This is a genomic window from Nocardioides sp. F233, from assembly GCF_057813895.1.
Genome location: NZ_JBVASH010000003.1, coordinates 620,468 through 635,469 on the forward strand (window position 1 = coordinate 620,468; position 15,002 = coordinate 635,469).

Consider the following 15,002-nt stretch of genomic DNA (forward strand, 5'->3'; position numbering starts at 1 on the left):
CAGCGAACCCGAAACGCCCGAGAGGCCCGGGCGTAGGTTGGCGCCATGGACCTCGGTATCCACTATGCGAGCTTCAGCCACCCGGAGTGGGATCGGCGACTGGCCGCGCGTCTCGCGGCGACGGCGCGGATCGCCGACGAGGGTGGGATCGCGCTGTTCACCGTCATGGACCACTATTTCCAGATGGAGATGTCGGGCGGCCCGCTCGAGCCGATGCTCGAGGGTTACACGACGCTCGGCTTCCTCGCCGGTCGCACCGATCGGATCGACCTCGGCCTGCTCGTGACCGGCGTGACTTACCGGCACCCGGGTCTGCTCGCCAAGATCGTGACGACGCTCGACGTGCTGTCCGGCGGCCGGGCGTGGCTGGGAATCGGTGCAGGCTGGTACGAGCGCGAGCACGCTGGGCTCGGCGTACCGTTCCCGCCGGTCGCCGAGCGGTTCGAGCGCCTCGAGGAGACGCTGCGGATCTGCCGCCAGATGTGGGGCGACGACGACGGCGCCTTCGAGGGAACGCACTACCGGCTCGCCGAGACGATCTGCGTCCCGCCTCCTGTGCGCAGGAAGGTCCCGATCGTGATCGGGGGCTCGGGGGAGCGCAAGACGTTGCGCCTCGTCGCGCAGCACGGCGACGCCTGCAACCTCTTCACGGGCGACGGGCCTGGCGGGGTGGCTGCCAAGCTCGACGTGCTGCGGCGGCACTGCGACGACGTGGGCCGAGACCACGACGAGATCCGCAAGACGATCCTGTGGTTCGGCGACCCGGTGGCCGAGCCGGACCGGTTCGCCCGCGAGATGGAGACTTACGCCGGCCTGGGCATCACCCTGACAACACTGATGCCGCCCACTGCGGATCCTGAGCGGTGGGCGGCAGCGCTGGTCGAGCAGGTCCTGCCGACCCTCAGCCGATGAGCGCGACGAAGCCGGCCGGCAGCTCGTCGTCCTCGAGCACGCGCATCTCGATCGGGCCACCGCTGTAGGAGTCCTCGGCGATGATCATCAGGTCCTCGTCGAACGACCAGAAGATCACGTTGCGGTTGAGCTCGATCACGGGTCGTTCCTCTCGGTGGGGTGGAGTGCGATCCGGCGGTGGGAGGCGAAGGCGACCTCCCGGTCGGCGCGGTCAGCCGCGGTGAAGGCGCAGTAGCCGGTGGTGGTGGCGAGGTACACGGGCGCTGCCACTGATCTCCGCGTCGACGTACGGGCCGTCGTCGAGAGCTGTCTCGAGGTCGTCGGCTCACCTGCCGGCTGCCGGGCGATCCCCGCGCTGATGGGGGAGATGATGGCCGATCACGCGCTCGAGGAAGAGCTGAGCGCGCGGCTCATGTCGACGGGCTGGGAGAGCCTGGCCGTGCGGCTGGCGCAGGCCGTCCGCGCGTTCGCGCGCGAGTACGGCGACGCCCCGAGGGCGTGGCGGGCCGCGCGAGAGCCGGATGGGAGGGTGGAGCCATGATCCTCGAGCACGCCGTCCTGCCCGTCCTGCCCGGTCAGGAAGCCGAGTTCGAGGCGGCCTTCGGCCAGGCCCGGTCGATCATCTCCGCGATGCCCGGCTTCCGCAGCCTCGCGCTGCGCCGCTCGCTGGAGTCGCCGAACCTCTACCTGCTGCTGGTGGAGTGGGACACCCTCGAGGACCACACCGAGGGCTTCCGTGGATCGCCGCAGTACGACGCGTGGCGGGCCCTGCTGCACAAGTTCTACGACCCGTTCCCGGTCGTCGAGCACTACGTCGACGTGCTCACAGCATCGTGATTGCGACGACCACGCCCGCCAGCACCACCGCGCCACGGAACACCCGGGAGGGGATTCGCCGGCCGATCCGGGCGCCGATGTAGCCGCCGCCGATCGAGCCTGCGGCGAGCAGCCCCACGGCGCTCCAGTCGAGGTCGGCGACAGCGACGAAGATCGCGCCGGCGACGAGGTTGCCGGCCAGCAGGGCCAGCGTCTTGAGCGCGTTGACGACCCGCAGCTCGACGTCGGTGCCGAGCCCGAGGACGGCGACCATCATCACGCCCGCGCCTGCGCCGAAGTAGCCGCCGTACACCCCGGTCAGGCCGGCGAACAGGGTCGTCAGGGGCGAGAGGTGGTGGCGTGGGCCGGAGTCCTCCGCTCGGTAGCGGGCCAGGTTGCGCGCGAGCCAGGGCTGGGCTCCGACCAGGCCGCAGGCGAGCAGGATCAGCCATGGCACGGCGGCCTCGAACGCGCCGGCCGGGAGCGCGAGGAGCAGGACTGCGCCGGCGACCGCGCCCACGGCACAGCACAGCAGCACGACCCGGGTGATGCCCGGGTGCTCCCGCAGCTCCGACCGGTACCCGAACGAGCCGCTGAGCCCGGCCGGGATCAGCCCGACCGTGTTGGATGCGTTCGCGACGACCGGCGGCAAGCCGAGGGCGACGAGGACGGGGAAGCTGAGCAGCGAGGCCACTCCGACGGTCGAGCTGAGGATGCCGGCGCCGAATCCCGCGCCCAGGACGGCCAGCTGTTCGAGGCCGCTCATGGCGGCATCCTAGGCTTGGGGGTGTTGCCCAGGTGGCAGGGTGGGGCCATGGACGACGACGCGCTGCTGATCGACCGCCAGCCCCTGCCGGACGGCGTACCCGCGCGGCTGGGGGACCAGCTCCGGTTCCTCGCCGAGGCCGACAAGCTCAAGACCGTCCTGCGTGCCTCGCCCCTGGCCGCCGCCGACCGCCGCGAGAACGACGCCGAGCACGCGTGGCACCTCGCGCTGATGGTGGTCCTGCTCGCCGAGTACGCCGACGAGCCGATCGACGTCGGCCACGCGATCAAGCTCGTCGTCGTCCACGACCTCGTCGAGATCTACGCCGGCGACAGCCCGGTGTTCGTCCCCGGCGCCGCCGACGACCAGCAGGAGCGCGAGATCGCCGCTGCAGAGCGGCTCTTCGGCCTGCTGCCTGACGACCAGGCCGCGTCGATGCGGGCGCTGTGGGACGAGTTCGAGGCTGCTTCGACTCCGGAGGCGCGGTTCAGCAAGGCGATGGACCGGCTCCAGCCGATGCTGCTCAACTGGCTCAACGGTGGCGGCACCTGGGAGATGCCGGGCGCCACCGAGGCCCTCGTCCGGGCCCGCGAAGCCGGTGTGGTCGCCGGCTCGACGTCGCTCGGCTCGGTCACCGGGCTGCTGGTCGACGAGGGAGTACGCCGCGGTTGGATCCGTCCGTGAGCACCCCGGAGCGCTGGACCCGGGCCACCGTCCACCCCGACATGTGGCTCGACGCCGCCGAGGATCCCCGGGAGTCCGACGGTCCGGCGGCACAGGGGGAGCGCGGCACGCTCGAGGAGTACCTGCGCAGCTACCGCCTCACCCTGCGCCTCAAGTGCGACGGCCTCGACGCCACCCAACTCGCCCGCCGCTCCGTCCCGCCCTCGACCCTGTCGCTGCTCGGCCTGGTCCGCCACCTCGCCGAGGTCGAGCGCGACTGGCGCAACTGGATCACCACCGGCCCTCACGAAGGCGGTCTGTACGGCGAGCCGGACGGCGACTTCCTCGGTGCTGTCGGTGACGAGGCCGTCGTCGAGGCGGCCTGGGCGGACCTGGCGCGTGAGCAGGCGGCGACCGACGCCGTGCTGGCGTCGGTCGAGGACCTCTCGTCCACGCTGGGACGCTCGCAGGTCGTCGTACGGGACCTGATGGTGCACCGGATCGAGGAGTACGCACGGCACTGCGGGCACGCCGACCTGCTGCGGGAGTGCATCGACGGACGGGTGGGGCAGTAGACGTACCGGCTTACGTTATGTCAGGTCTTCGGCTGGAACAGCTCCACGGGGTTGCCCGAGGGGTCCGCCAGGAGGATCTGGCTGCCGCCCGGTCCGCTCACGAGGCCGCTGACGAAATCGACACCGTCGGCACCGAGCCGGACCACCTCGTCCTCGAGGTTGTCGACGACAAGATGGATCCGGTTGCGGCCGGGCGACGACGTCAGCGACTCGGGCGTCGCACGAGCGCCCGAGCTGGCGGCTCCGGACAGCAGCAACCTCAGCGGACCGCGGGTGACATCGGCGAACGCCGGCGCAGCGCTCATGTTCAGCGTGAAGCCCAGGTGGGTCGTGTAGAACGCGATCGCAGCGTCCACGTCGTCGACGAGGTACCGGACGCCGACCGTGCCAGTGCTGTCGGCGGTGTTCGCAGGGGAGTCAGGGGTCGTCATGGGAGAGCTCCTTCCTGACGCCTCCACCGTAACCCCGATTCCCGTTATCTGACATAATGTCACTTATCGGCGCACTGCGGCGTGCTGCGAGAAGGGGTGGGATAGAACTGCTCCGTGCTCTGGAGCTGGTCACGTCTGCGCTCGACCGTCGCTGCCCTGGAGCTCCCTGAGGGTCAGTAGGTCGTCGGGCTCGCAGGCGCGATGCTCGCGAACGAGTCCGTCGACACGACCGCCGAGGTCGAGCTGCTCGTCACGGACGCGCTGTACGACGACCTGAGCCGCGACAACTGGCGACGACGTACGACGGACGACGGTGCGTTCGTCAGCGACACCTACCTGCTCGACGTGACCGGCCTCGTGGCCGACGGGTGGAGCCGTGATGACATAACACTGGTCTCGATGGTCCAGGTGCGCCCCGAGGCGGTGCAGGCGGTCCTCAGGCCGGCGCGCTGAGCTCCTTGCGCACGACGACGCTGATGCCCGTCACGACACACATCGGCGGTACGTCGGCTGCCACCACGGCGCCCGCACCGACCACCGAGCCCCGCCCGATCGTCACGCCCGGCGTGACCGTGGCACCGGCGCCGATCCACACGTCGTCCTCGATCACGATAGGCGCGTGGGTGATGAAGTCGAGACGCTCGGCAGGCTCGACCGGGTGCCCAGCGGTGCTCAGCGTGACTCGCGGCCCGATCAGCACGCGGTCGCCGATCGTGATGCCGCCGAGGTCGAGGAAGTAGCAGCCCTGGTTGATGAACACGCGCTCACCGAAGGACGCGCCGAGCCCGTAGTCGCAGAAGAACGGCGGCAGGATCGACAGCGATTCGGGCAGCTCGCCGCCGAGGATCCGGGTCAGCAGCGAGCGGCGCTGCTCGAGGTCGTCGAACGGCAGCGCGTTGAGCTCGGCGGTCAGGCCCATCACGACGTTCACGCGCTCGCCGAACGCACGGGACTCAGGGGTTCGGGTCGGGATCCGCTGCTCGTGGCGCACAACTGGATGCTGGCACGTCAGGGCAGCTCTGCCTCGAGCGCCGCACGATCGGCGGCGATCTTGCCGCGATCAGCCACGGTGGCCCGTCGGAACTGCATCTCGAGCACGGCGTACGCCTGGTCCTCGTCGAACCCGTAGCGCTCGCTCAGCGCCTCCACGGCGGCAGCCGGCGTCGCGGCCGCCAGGATGAGGGCAAGGACGGCGGGTGCGTCGCCCAGGGCGCGATCGATGGCCGACACGATGCGCAGATGCTCACGGACCCTGCTCTCCTCCTCGGCGTTCACGGCAGCAGGGTAGGCGCAGCAGTCTCCCCCGAGAACCCGAGCCGCTCCCACAGCGCCGTCGGGACGAGGGCGAGCCCGTCCGGGTCGAGCACGGCGACGCTCCCCCGGGCCGCGATCCGCTTCACGCACTCGGTCAGCAGGTAGCGACCGATGTTCTGGTCGTACCTCATCTTCTTCACGAAGAACCGCCCGATCACCAGCAACCGGTCCGGTTCGACGCCGGCCGCCGACGCGACCGGCGTCACCCAGGGCGCACCGGCCGGCGGCGCGTACACCTGCACGTGTCCGACCACGTTGCGCGTCGGCGCCACGGTCACCGGCGCCTGGTCGAACACCCAGGACACGTCCACATCGATCTTCGTCAGCCAGTCGTACGCCGACCGGTCGCCCAGGACGCCCGGCGCGGCGTCCAGCGACACCAGCACGTCGACCAGCCGGTCGAGGTCCTGCTCGATGCGCTCGCGGATCATCGCGGCAACACTAGTAACACCAGCACCGAGCCGGACACTACAAGGACATGAGCACCTCCGAGGACGCCCAGGACGCCGCGTTCAGCGAGGCGTGGCGCCGTGACGGCCCACGCGTCGCGGCCTACGCACGCCGCCACGTGGCACCGGACGACGTCCAGGACATCGTCGCCGAGACGTTCGTGCAGGCCTGGCGCCGCTGGGACGACGTGCCGGAGCCACCGATCGGCTGGCTGATCGCCACGGCCCGCAAGGTGATCGGGAACAACCGGCGCTCGGCACGCCGCCGCACGGCCCTCCACGACAGGCTCGTGCTGCTCGACCACGCCGCCCGTCCCGAAGCGGACGCCGGGATGCTGGCGACCGACCGGGTGACCGCACTCGAAGCCCTCGCCGCCCTGCCCGACGGCCAGCGCGAGGCGCTCCTGCTCGTCGCGTGGGACGGCCTGTCCCCCGACGCCGCCGCCGAGGTCCTCGGCATCCGGCCGGGCACCTTCCGGGTCCGCGCCCACCGCGCCCGGGCGGCCCTCGACCTCGACCCGCCGGCGGACCTGCGCACCGCCTCCCCCAGCCGACCCGTCACCGAAGGTGGACTGCGATGACCACGGACTCCCTGACCGCCCGCATCACTGCCCTGGCCCCCGCTCCCCCGGAGCTCGACCCGGCCTGGTCCGAGGCGACGCTCGCCCGGATCCTCCAGGACGACCGGGCCACGCTCCGCGCCGCAGCCGTAAGACGCCGGCGCACCCGCCGACGTACCGCCATCGGTCTCGGCCTCGCCTTCTCGGTGGTCGGTACGACGACCGCCGTCGCCATCGGCGGCCCCACCGAGGTGGTGTCCAGCGTCATCAAGGACTTCGCCCGGCAGCCGAACACCACCGGCAACGGCCTCGGCGAGCTCCACGACCCCGTGCTGGTCGCGCAGTTCGACACCGACCACGGCGTCTTCGCGTTCTGGGTGGCCACGTCGTCGACCGGCAAGGTCTGCTACGCGATGAGTGACGGCGTGTGGGACGGCACCGGGGCGCCGACGAAGCGGGAGCTCGAGTACGGCTGCGGCGGCACGATCTGGGTCGGCGACGACGTCCCGCCCCAGGAGCTGACGTCGCCCGAGCAGCTCGGCGGCTACTTCACCGACAGCGAGCCCCTCGTGTACGGCGTCTCGCCGTGGCCGACCGCGGCGCAGGTGCGGGTCCAGGCGCCCGGCGTCGACCGGACCCTCCCGGTGCGGGCCGACTCCCACGGCTACGGCACAGCGCTGCCCGAGGCGGTCGGCGTACCGCAGGTGACGCTGACCTTCCTCGACTCCGGGGGCCAGGTCCTCGGGACCAGGGTCAGCGTCGCGCCGGTCGGCTGACCTCACGCGGGGAGCGCGTACTCCAGCTCCACCCGGTGGGTGCCGTCCTCGTCGATGCTCAGCGAGCCCTGCCCGCTGATCCCGGCGAGGCCACCGGTGCCGCTGTCGGGCACGACGGTGAAGTACTCGTCGTACCGGTCGCTGCCGTGCGTCGACGCCGCGTGCACGAACCCGAAGGTCCCGGACCGCTCGCCCAGCGTCCCCTCGAAGGACTCGACGGCGACATAGGTACCGGCGCCACTCACGGTGTTCAGCCCGCCGACGAACCACGTGACCGACCGTCCGGCGAGGTCGCCGACGAAGGTCTTCACCATCGCAGCGACGCCAGCAGGTGCGGCCGTCTGGGGTACGGCGACGCCGCCCACGACGGTCGGCAGGTCCAGGGGCGTCCAGTCGGAGACGGTGAAGGTGGCAGCGGCTCTCATGGCGCCGAGGCTACGCATCTGTCCGGCAGGGCCGCTTGAACAAAGCCGACAGCTCAGCGGCCGCCCGACACGTCGAGCACCGCACCGGTCGTGTACGACGAGGCGTCGTCGAGCAGCCAGCAGATCGCGGCTGCGGCCTCGGTGGGCGTGCCGGGTCGGCCCATCGGGATCGACGGCGCGACCCGGTCGAGGCGGCCGGGCTCGCCGTTGCGGGCATGGATCTCGGTGTCCATCAGCCCGAGCCGCACGCTGTTGACCCGGATCCCCTGGCCCGCGGTCTCGACCGCGAGGCCCCGGGTGATCGTGTCGACGGCCGCCTTCGACGCCGCGTAGTCGACGTACTCCCCCGGCGAGCCGAGCTCGGCGGCTCGGGAGGACACGTTGACGATGGCGCCGCCGGAGCCGACCGGCGGCGCCATCAGCCGCACCGCCTCCCGCGCGCACAGCAGCACGCCCAGCACGTTGACCTCGAGCACCCGGCGCACGCGCTCGGCAGAGAGGTCCGCGACCCGCGACGTGGGGGCGACGACGCCGGCGTTGTTGACCAGGGCGCACAGCGGTCCTGCCTCGGCCGGCAGCGTCCGGAAGACCCGCTCGACAGCCGCTTCGTCGCTGACGTCGAGCTGGACCGCCCCTGCCCAGGCCCCGTCGGCCGAGCAGCCGGCCGCCACCGACTCCGCGGCCGAACGCTCGGACCGGTAGGTGAGCAGCACGTTCCACCCGGACCGGGCGAGCATCTGCGCCGTCGCCGCGCCGATCCCCCGGCTGCCACCGGTCACCACTGCGAGTCGTCGCTCCATGCCGCGACGCTAGCGATTGATCAGTCCAGGCAGAACTCGTTTCCCTCGGGGTCGGCCATCACGATGTGTCCCGCCGCCATCGGCGGCTCGGGCTCAAACCTCTCGAGGCGCCGGGCACCCAGCGCCTCCAGTCGCGAGCACTCAGCCTCCAGCGCGGCCATCCGGTCCTCCCCCGCCAGCCCGGGTGCCGCACGCACGTCGAGGTGGACGCGGTTCTTGACCACCTTGTCCTCGGGCACCTGCTGGAAGAACACCCGTGGTCGCGTCCCGTCGGGGTCCTCGATCGCCGAGCGGGAGTTCCGTTCCGAGTCGGGGACCCCGATCCGCTCGAGGAAGACGTCCCACGCCGCCAGCGGGTCGTCGCCCTCGGCCAGGGGCACCCCGGGCGGGCCCGGGATCACGTAGCCCAGGGCCGAGGTCCAGAAGGTCGAGAGGGCACGCGGATCGTGGCAGTCGAACGTGATCTGGAGGTCTCGGCTCATGCTCCGGTTCTACCGGGCTCCGCCGACACAACTCCTTCCGTACTCAACGTATAGCGCAGAGGGGGTCTTGCCGCAAGGCCCCCTCGAGCAGGCAGAATCCCGGTCTCCGCCGAGCGGAGAAGCCACGAAACCCCCCCTGGGAGCTGATGATTTGACCCACGCGACGACTCGCGCGTTCGACCTGCAGGACCACCCGGCGAAGGCCGACCCGGCCCTCGTCGCCACCGACGAGGAGCACTTCGCGGCCATCGAGGCCAGCCTCGAGCACACCGTCGCCGAGCTCGAGGACCGCCTGGCCGACGTACGACGCCAGCCGGGTGGCAGCGGGCAGGAGGCGATGGACCGCGACCTCGAGGTGCACCGGCTCAGCTCGCGGCTCAAGGCGTTGCGCCGCTACCGGCTCGACCTGTGCCTGGGCCGGATGGTCACCACGGACGGCGAGACCGTGCACGTCGGTCGGTTCGGCCTGACCGACGCCGGCGGCCGACGCCTGCTCGTCGACTGGCGCTCGCCCGCGGCCGAGCCGTTCTTCGGCGCGACCCACGGCAATCCGATGGGCCTGGCCAGCCGGCGCCGGTACCGCTGGACCAACGGCCGCGTGAGCGACTACTGGGACGAGGCGTTCACCGCCGATGCGCTCGCCGCCGCCGGTGCCGCCCTCGACGACCAGTCCGCCTTCGTCGCGAGCCTCGGCAGCAGCCGCTCCGAGCGGATGCGCGACGTGCTCGCCACGATCCAGGCCGACCAGGACGCGATCATCCGCGCCGGCTCGCGCGGCACCCTGGTCGTCGACGGCGGCCCGGGCACCGGCAAGACCGTGGTGGCGCTGCACCGTGCCGCCTATCTCCTGTACGCCGACCCGCGGCTCGGTGACGGCCGTGGCGGCGTTCTCTTCGTCGGCCCGCACGAGCACTACCTCGCGTACGTCGCCGACGTGCTGCCCAGCCTCGGCGAGGAGGGGGTGCGGACGTGCACGGTCCGCAACCTCGTCGCCGAAGGCGCTGCCGCGCACGAGGAGGCCGACCCCGAGGTCGCCCGGTTGAAGGCCGACGCCGCGCTGGTCGGCGCCGTCGAGCCCGCCGTCCGGCTCTACGAGGAGCCGCCCGCCGAGGGCATGGTCGTCGAGACCGACTGGTCCGAGGTGTGGCTCAGCCGGAGCGACTGGGCCGAGGCGTTCGGGGCGCCGGACCCGGGCACGCCCCACAACGAGGCACGCGACCAGGTCTGGGACGCGCTCCTCGACATCCTCGTCGACAAGCACGACGAGGTCGACGCGACCGAGGAGCAGCTGCGCCGCTCCTTCCGGCGCAACGGCACGCTCGTCGACGCGGTCACGAAGGCGTGGCCGATGATCGAGGCGACCGACCTGGTCGGCGACCTGTGGGAGGTCCCGGCGTACCTGCGCCACTGCGCTCCCTGGCTGTCCCCCGACGAGGTCCGCACGCTGCGCCGTACCGGACCGCAGGCGTGGACCACCGCCGACCTGCCCCTCCTCGACGCCGCCCGCGCCCGCCTCGGCGATCCCGAAGCCGCTCGCGCCCGACGCCGGCAGGAGGCGACCGCCGCCCGCGAGAAGGACGAGATGGACCGCGTCGTCGACCACCTGATCGCCACCGACGACTCCGACATGATGATCATGTCGATGCTCCGCGGCTCCGACCTGCGCGGCGCGCTCTCCACCGACCAGCAACCCACGGCGGACGCCGACCGGTACGCCGGCCCCTTCGCGCACGTCGTCGTCGACGAGGCCCAGGAGCTCACCGATGCCGAGTGGCAGATGCTGCTGCGCCGCTGCCCGTCGCGCAGCTTCACCGTGGTCGGTGACCGCGCGCAGGCCCGGCACGGATTCGCCGAGTCCTGGACCGGGCGCCTCGAACGCGTGGGCCTGCACGACATCGACCTCGCCTCGCTCACCGTCAACTACCGCACGCCGGCCGAGGTGTTGGAGGCAGCGGCGCCGGTGATCCGCTCCGTCCTGCCCGACGCCAACGTGCCGACCTCGGTCCGCAGCACCGGCATCCCCGTCGAGCACGCTGCACCCTGCGATCTCCCGACCATCCTGGACGACTGGCAGCGGACCCACCCCGAGGGCATCGCCTGCGTCATCGGCGACCCCGGGTTCGCGGCCACACCGCGGGTCCGCTCGCTCAGCCCCGAACACGCCAAGGGCCTCGAGTTCGACCTCGTCGTCCTCGTCGCCCCGGGCCGCTTCGGCACAGGTATCGAGGGCGCTGTCGACCGGTACGTCGCCATGACCCGCGCGACCCAGCGGCTGGTGGTGCTCGACGCCTGATCGGAGGGGTCCCGATCAGCGAGACCAGCGGTCGCGAGGAGCAGGCCGCTGCCTAGTTTCCGCTGCGTGACACAAGAGATCGGGATCACAACCAGCGCCGGCACCGCCCTCCTCGCGGAGGCGATCCAGGAGGCCGAGCGCGTGCTGCTCGCGGCCCCGCACGTCCGGACCGAACGCGACGTCGCGGAGGGCCTCGACTACCTCGCCGGCCTGGTCCGGGTGGGCCTGGCGAGTGCCTGGGCCAGCGACCCCGCCGACCCGCACTTCGCCCGGCCCTCGACCCAGTGGACGAAGATGGGCCTCGACAACCCGGACACGCTCTACTTCGCGGCGCAGATCTCCGGAGATGCCGAGTACGTCGTCACCGGCAACCGCGGCACCAGCGCGGACCTCGTGTTCCAGGTGCTCGCCGGCTCCCACGCCGGCAACACCTCACCGGCCAGCCACCTGGCCTTCGACGACCGCGACTTCCACGTCGCCGACGACGGCAGCTTCGAGATCCGGTTCGGTCCTCGGGAGGACGGCGGACCCGGCTACTTCACCCTCTCCCCGGACGCCCAGCGGCTGCTGGTCCGGCAGACCTTCAGCGACTGGACGACCGAGCGTGCCGGCACCCTGCGGGTGCAGCGGGCCGACCGGATCGGCGTACCGGGCGAGCCGGTCACCCTGGCGACCATCGAGGGGCGCTACGCCCGTGCCGCACGCACCCTGCTCGGCTACGCCCGGACCTTCCTGGAGTTCGTCGAGCGCTTCTACCTCGACCAGCCGGTCAACACGATGTACGCCCCGAAGATCACGCCCGGCGGCCTGGCCAGCCAGTACAGCTCGGCCGGGCACTTCGACCTCGCCGACGACCAGGCGCTCATCATCACCGTGCCTGCCTCCGGCATGCCGTACCAAGGCATGCAGCTCGGCACGAAGTGGTACGTCTCCCTCGACTACGTCAACAACCAGACCAGCCTCACCGCTGACCAGGCACACGTCGACCCCGACGGCCGGATCCGGTTCGTCGTCAGCCGGCAGGACCCCGGCCTGGCCAACTGGCTGGAGACCACCGGCCTCACCGAGGGCTACCTCCAGATTCGCTGGCAGCGCGTCGACCGGCCGCTGACGGCCGAGGACGGACCGACCACCGAGCTGGTGCCGTACGCCGAGCTCGCGCAGCGACTGCCCTTCCACGACCAGCAGCGGGTCACCCCCACGCAGTGGGCGCAGCGGATCACTGCCCGCCAGGCCGCCGTCGGCGATCGGATGATGGCATGAGCGATCCCGTGACCGGCGTCCTCACCGGCAAGGCCGTCCTCGTCGCCGGTGTCGGACCAGGCCTCGGCCACGCCCTCGCGGTCCGCAGCGCAGTCGCGGGTGCGGACGTCGTCCTCGCCTCCCGGAACGCCGAGCGCCTCGAGGCCGTCGCGACCGAGGTCCGGGCGACGGGACGCCGTGCCGTCGTCGTACCGACCGACCTCACCGACCCGACCGCGGTCCGCCACCTCGTCGACACCGGCGTCGCCGAGCTCGGCCGCCTCGACGCGGTGCTGCACAACGCCTACCTCCCGCCCAGCCGGGAGAATCTCCTCGACTCCGGGCTCGACCGGGTGCGCGAGGAGCTCGCCTCCCCGCTGATGGCGCTGGAGATGGTGCGCCGTGCGGCGCCCGCGTTGATCGAGAACAGGGGCGCGGTCGTCGTGGTGAACTCGATGATCCTGCGCAACCGGCTTCCCCTCTTCGGGGCCTACCGGATGACCAAGGCCAGCCTGCTCGCCCTCGCCCGCGGGCTCTCCATCGAGCTCGGCCCGCAGGGCGTCCGGGTCAACTCGATCGCGCCCGGCTACATCATGGGCGACGCCGTCGAGGCCAGCTTCGCAAAGGCAGCGCGGGCCCGCGGCGTGACTCCCGACGTCATCCACGACGAGATCGCGGCGGACACCGACCTGCGGCGCCTGCCCCGCCCCGAGGAGATCGCCGACGCGGCGGTCTTCCTCGCCTCCGACCTGGCCCGGGCGATCACCGGGCAGTGCCTCGACGTCACGTCCGGCGCGACCCACCACTGAGAGAGCACACGATGAACCTCGCAGACGAGCTGCACGACCGCGCCACCACCCGCACCGGACTGACCGACTTCGGCGACAGCGAGTACGTCGACGGGCTGCATGCCCTCCTCGACGGCTACGAGAACGAGGCCAGCCTGACCGAGAAGGGCCGCGCGAAGGTCGAGGGAGCGCTCGCCAACGCGCTCGCCGGCCGGCTCCGCACCGAGTCGGCCTGGCGCGAGCACCCGGCCCACGCCGAGACCCCGGTGACCCGGCCGATCTTCGTGACCGGCCTCCCCCGGTCCGGTACGACGGCCCTGCACCGGCTGCTCTGCGCCGACCCGCGCCACCAGGGCCTCCAGCTCTGGCTGGCCGCGGCGCCGCAGCCGCGCCCGCTGCGCGACCACTGGGCGTCCAACCCCGACTTCCAGGCCATGCAGGCCCAGATCGACCGTCGCAACGCGGCCGTGCCGGGCCTGAAGGGCATGCACTTCATGGCCCCCGAGGTGGTCGAGGAGTGCTGGTGGCTGGAGCACCAGTCGATGCGTTCGCTCGCCTTCCCGAGCGTCGCGCACCTGCCGTCGTACACCCGCTGGCTGGGCGAGCAGGACCTCGGCGGCACCTACCGCCGGCACCGCCGGATCCTCCAGCTGATCGGCATGACCAGCCCCGAGAAGCGCTGGGTCCTCAAGAACCCCGGCCACCTGTTCTCGCTGGACGCGCTGATGACGGCCTACCCCGACGCGCTGGTCGTGCAGACCCACCGTGACCCGCGCAGCGTCATTGCGTCGGTCAGCAGCCTGACCTCGAAGACGTCGGCCGGGAACTCCACCGTCTTCCAGGGCGCCACCGTCGGGCGCGACAGCCTCGACATGTGGAGCACCGCCACCGACCGGTTCCTCGACGCCCGGGCCACGTACGACCCGGCGCAGTTCGCCGACGTGCGCTACGAGGAGTTCATCGCCGACCCCGTCGGCACCGTCGAGCGCCTGTACGACGCCTTCCGGCTGCCCTTCGACGACGAGGCGCACGCTGCCGTGACGGCCGCCGACGACGTGAGCCGCCGCGGCGACCGGCGTCCCGACCACGCGTACTCGCTCGAGGAGTTCGGCCTGAGCGCCGGCGAGGTCACCGAGCGCTTCGACCGCTACCTGACGGCGTTCCCGGAGCTCGCCCTCAGCTGAGGTCGAGCCCGGTGGCCGGCGTGGCGAGCACCCGGAAGCTCGGCAGGTCCGCCAGCGAAACCGACGTCTCGCAGAAGCGCCGGTAGGAGATCTCCACGATCAGCCAGCCCCGCTCGGCGTCGCGGCGGTAGCGGTCGGTCGAGAGCGACGCCCCTTCGACGACGTACCCCACATCGGTGCACACGGTCCGGTCCGACACCGTCCAGGTGCCGGTCGCGTGGTCGCCGTCGACCTCGATGCTCGGGTTGCCGAGCTGGTGCACGGTGATCCGCTGGTCGGTGAGGCGGGTGCGCAGCTCGGCGACCAGCGCGTCGGCGCCCTCGGTCACCAGGTCGGGGCGGTAGCGCGCGACCATCTCCGGTGCGAGGGTTGCGGCGACGGCGTCCCAGTCGCGCAGGTCGACGCTGCGCATGTAGCGGTGGCGAAGTTCCATGACCGCCCACCGGTCGGCGGACTGCGGGTCGTGCATGCGGGCTCCTCGGCTCGGGGTGGAGCAGCGAGCGTGCCGGGAGCGACGGCGCGGGCG

At 71.9% G+C, this 15,002-nt stretch carries 23 protein-coding genes; 12 read left to right on the forward strand and 11 right to left on the reverse strand.

What is annotated here, in order from left to right:
* Window positions 1-45 precede the first annotated feature (45 nt).
* Complete coding sequence (locus tag ACZYRU_RS14310; RefSeq protein ID WP_488957761.1) at window positions 46-912, forward strand: LLM class F420-dependent oxidoreductase; 867 nt, start codon at window positions 46-48, stop codon at window positions 910-912.
* On the opposite strand, the gene ACZYRU_RS14315 is transcribed toward ACZYRU_RS14310, so the two are convergent.
* On the reverse strand, window positions 902-1,051 hold the full coding sequence (locus tag ACZYRU_RS14315; protein WP_488957762.1) for a hypothetical protein: 150 nt from the start codon (window positions 1,049-1,051) through the stop codon (window positions 902-904). The genes ACZYRU_RS14310 and ACZYRU_RS14315 overlap by 11 nt on opposite strands.
* Window positions 1,048-1,170: a hypothetical protein gene (locus ACZYRU_RS14320; protein ID WP_488957763.1), complete on the reverse strand. Its 123-nt coding sequence runs from the start codon at window positions 1,168-1,170 to the stop codon at window positions 1,048-1,050. Before ACZYRU_RS14320 ends, ACZYRU_RS14315 begins: the two co-directional genes overlap by 4 nt.
* Here ACZYRU_RS14320 and ACZYRU_RS14325 point away from each other — a divergent pair.
* Together ACZYRU_RS14325 and ACZYRU_RS14330 are read left to right on the forward strand one after the other, a co-directional pair.
* A complete protein-coding gene (locus ACZYRU_RS14325; RefSeq protein WP_488957764.1) occupies window positions 1,157-1,453 on the forward strand; it encodes a TetR family transcriptional regulator C-terminal domain-containing protein in 297 nt (98 codons plus the stop codon). The two genes, ACZYRU_RS14320 and ACZYRU_RS14325, sit on opposite strands and share 14 nt — an antisense overlap.
* Window positions 1,450-1,749 (forward strand): antibiotic biosynthesis monooxygenase family protein, encoded by a 300-nt coding sequence (locus ACZYRU_RS14330; protein ID WP_488957765.1) that lies wholly within the window; start codon window positions 1,450-1,452, stop codon window positions 1,747-1,749. Before ACZYRU_RS14325 ends, ACZYRU_RS14330 begins: the two co-directional genes overlap by 4 nt.
* On the opposite strand, the gene ACZYRU_RS14335 is transcribed toward ACZYRU_RS14330, so the two are convergent.
* Window positions 1,736-2,494, reverse strand: a complete 759-nt coding sequence (locus tag ACZYRU_RS14335; protein ID WP_488957766.1) for a sulfite exporter TauE/SafE family protein — start codon at window positions 2,492-2,494, stop codon at window positions 1,736-1,738. The two genes, ACZYRU_RS14330 and ACZYRU_RS14335, sit on opposite strands and share 14 nt — an antisense overlap.
* Before the next feature lie 48 nt (window positions 2,495-2,542).
* Between ACZYRU_RS14335 and ACZYRU_RS14340 the strand changes: the two genes are divergently transcribed.
* Together ACZYRU_RS14340 and ACZYRU_RS14345 are read left to right on the forward strand one after the other, a co-directional pair.
* Window positions 2,543-3,178 (forward strand): HD domain-containing protein, encoded by a 636-nt coding sequence (locus ACZYRU_RS14340; protein WP_488957767.1) that lies wholly within the window; start codon window positions 2,543-2,545, stop codon window positions 3,176-3,178.
* A complete protein-coding gene (locus ACZYRU_RS14345) occupies window positions 3,175-3,732 on the forward strand; it encodes a DinB family protein (protein WP_488957768.1) in 558 nt (185 codons plus the stop codon). Before ACZYRU_RS14340 ends, ACZYRU_RS14345 begins: the two co-directional genes overlap by 4 nt.
* A 20-nt stretch (window positions 3,733-3,752) precedes the next feature.
* Here ACZYRU_RS14345 and ACZYRU_RS14350 read toward each other — a convergent pair whose 3' ends face one another.
* On the reverse strand, window positions 3,753-4,163 hold the full coding sequence (locus tag ACZYRU_RS14350; RefSeq protein ID WP_488957769.1) for a VOC family protein: 411 nt from the start codon (window positions 4,161-4,163) through the stop codon (window positions 3,753-3,755).
* Window positions 4,164-4,364: 201 nt separating this feature from the next.
* Between ACZYRU_RS14350 and ACZYRU_RS14355 the strand changes: the two genes are divergently transcribed.
* On the forward strand, window positions 4,365-4,616 hold the full coding sequence (locus ACZYRU_RS14355) for a hypothetical protein (protein ID WP_488957770.1): 252 nt from the start codon (window positions 4,365-4,367) through the stop codon (window positions 4,614-4,616).
* Here the strand turns inward: ACZYRU_RS14355 and ACZYRU_RS14360 are convergent.
* From ACZYRU_RS14360 to ACZYRU_RS14370, 3 genes are read right to left on the reverse strand one after another with little or no spacing between them, the layout of a single operon-like run.
* Window positions 4,600-5,154 carry a DapH/DapD/GlmU-related protein gene (locus ACZYRU_RS14360; RefSeq protein ID WP_488957771.1) on the reverse strand — a complete coding sequence of 185 codons (555 nt, stop codon included), beginning with the start codon at window positions 5,152-5,154 and terminating at the stop codon, window positions 4,600-4,602. The genes ACZYRU_RS14355 and ACZYRU_RS14360 overlap by 17 nt on opposite strands.
* A 17-nt stretch (window positions 5,155-5,171) precedes the next feature.
* Window positions 5,172-5,438, reverse strand: coding sequence for a hypothetical protein (locus ACZYRU_RS14365; protein WP_488957772.1), 267 nt, complete (start codon window positions 5,436-5,438; stop codon window positions 5,172-5,174).
* A complete protein-coding gene (locus tag ACZYRU_RS14370) occupies window positions 5,435-5,908 on the reverse strand; it encodes a hypothetical protein (protein ID WP_488957773.1) in 474 nt (157 codons plus the stop codon). Before ACZYRU_RS14370 ends, ACZYRU_RS14365 begins: the two co-directional genes overlap by 4 nt.
* Before the next feature lie 47 nt (window positions 5,909-5,955).
* On the opposite strand from ACZYRU_RS14370, the gene ACZYRU_RS14375 reads away from it, so the two are divergent.
* Entirely contained in the window at window positions 5,956-6,507 is a 552-nt protein-coding gene (locus tag ACZYRU_RS14375) for an RNA polymerase sigma factor (protein WP_488957774.1), read from the forward strand.
* Entirely contained in the window at window positions 6,504-7,262 is a 759-nt protein-coding gene (locus ACZYRU_RS14380; protein ID WP_488957775.1) for a hypothetical protein, read from the forward strand. The genes ACZYRU_RS14375 and ACZYRU_RS14380 overlap by 4 nt, the downstream gene beginning before the upstream one ends.
* A gap of 2 nt (window positions 7,263-7,264) precedes the next feature.
* Here ACZYRU_RS14380 and ACZYRU_RS14385 read toward each other — a convergent pair whose 3' ends face one another.
* Genes ACZYRU_RS14385 through ACZYRU_RS14395 form a run of 3 tightly spaced genes read right to left on the reverse strand, consistent with a single transcriptional unit; the run spans window position 7,265 to window position 8,969 of the window.
* Entirely contained in the window at window positions 7,265-7,687 is a 423-nt protein-coding gene (locus ACZYRU_RS14385) for a DUF3224 domain-containing protein (protein ID WP_488957776.1), read from the reverse strand.
* A 53-nt stretch (window positions 7,688-7,740) separates the two neighbouring features.
* Window positions 7,741-8,487: an SDR family oxidoreductase gene (locus tag ACZYRU_RS14390; protein ID WP_488957777.1), complete on the reverse strand. Its 747-nt coding sequence runs from the start codon at window positions 8,485-8,487 to the stop codon at window positions 7,741-7,743.
* A gap of 20 nt (window positions 8,488-8,507) precedes the next feature.
* Entirely contained in the window at window positions 8,508-8,969 is a 462-nt protein-coding gene (locus ACZYRU_RS14395) for a VOC family protein (RefSeq protein WP_488957778.1), read from the reverse strand.
* A gap of 151 nt (window positions 8,970-9,120) precedes the next feature.
* Here ACZYRU_RS14395 and helR point away from each other — a divergent pair, with 151 nt between their 5' ends.
* From helR to ACZYRU_RS14415, 4 genes are all read left to right on the forward strand, one after another.
* Window positions 9,121-11,262, forward strand: a complete 2,142-nt coding sequence (gene helR, locus ACZYRU_RS14400) for an RNA polymerase recycling motor ATPase HelR (protein WP_488957779.1) — start codon at window positions 9,121-9,123, stop codon at window positions 11,260-11,262.
* A gap of 66 nt (window positions 11,263-11,328) precedes the next feature.
* Window positions 11,329-12,525, forward strand: a complete 1,197-nt coding sequence (locus ACZYRU_RS14405) for a hypothetical protein (RefSeq protein ID WP_488957780.1) — start codon at window positions 11,329-11,331, stop codon at window positions 12,523-12,525.
* Complete coding sequence (locus ACZYRU_RS14410; protein WP_488957781.1) at window positions 12,522-13,313, forward strand: SDR family oxidoreductase; 792 nt, start codon at window positions 12,522-12,524, stop codon at window positions 13,311-13,313. Before ACZYRU_RS14405 ends, ACZYRU_RS14410 begins: the two co-directional genes overlap by 4 nt.
* Before the next feature lie 11 nt (window positions 13,314-13,324).
* Window positions 13,325-14,476: a sulfotransferase family protein gene (locus ACZYRU_RS14415; protein WP_488957782.1), complete on the forward strand. Its 1,152-nt coding sequence runs from the start codon at window positions 13,325-13,327 to the stop codon at window positions 14,474-14,476.
* On the opposite strand, the gene ACZYRU_RS14420 is transcribed toward ACZYRU_RS14415, so the two are convergent.
* A complete protein-coding gene (locus tag ACZYRU_RS14420; RefSeq protein ID WP_488957783.1) occupies window positions 14,469-14,945 on the reverse strand; it encodes a nuclear transport factor 2 family protein in 477 nt (158 codons plus the stop codon). The genes ACZYRU_RS14415 and ACZYRU_RS14420 overlap by 8 nt on opposite strands.
* Between the last annotated feature and the right edge of the window lie 57 nt (window positions 14,946-15,002).